This window comes from Herbaspirillum sp. C7C2, from assembly GCF_022627865.1.
GTDB lineage: Bacteria > Pseudomonadota > Gammaproteobacteria > Burkholderiales > Burkholderiaceae_D > Herbaspirillum > Herbaspirillum frisingense.
Genome location: NZ_JABXGI010000077.1, coordinates 1 through 271 on the forward strand (window position 1 = coordinate 1; position 271 = coordinate 271).

The following is a 271-nucleotide window of genomic DNA, read 5'->3' on the forward strand; positions in this document are numbered from 1 at the left end:
GCTGGGTTCTGCCCGAGAAGCTCGCGGATGCAGGGTTCGCGTTCGCCTACCCCGAGCTCGACGCGGCAGTGCGCGAGTCCTTCGAGGTGCCGGTCGTCGCCTAGAGACGTCTGTCAGAGCGACGGGGATCCGTCGCCGTCGGACTCTCGCCTGCGCTTCTCGATCTCCGCACGCAGACGCCACTCCTCGATCTCGCGATCGAGGTCGGCGATCTGCTGCTCGGTCGTGCGCGTGTCTGTGGGCGGCGAGGGCTGCGGGGCGGGCTGAGGAG

Annotated in this window: 1 protein-coding gene; it reads left to right on the forward strand. The window is 69.4% G+C overall.

Going from position 1 to position 271, the window contains the following annotated elements:
- The first annotated feature begins 8 nt into the window (after window positions 1-8).
- On the forward strand, window positions 9-104 hold the full coding sequence (locus HWE04_RS24645; protein WP_446719261.1) for a DUF1731 domain-containing protein: 96 nt from the start codon (window positions 9-11) through the stop codon (window positions 102-104).
- The last annotated feature ends 167 nt before the right edge of the window (window positions 105-271 follow it).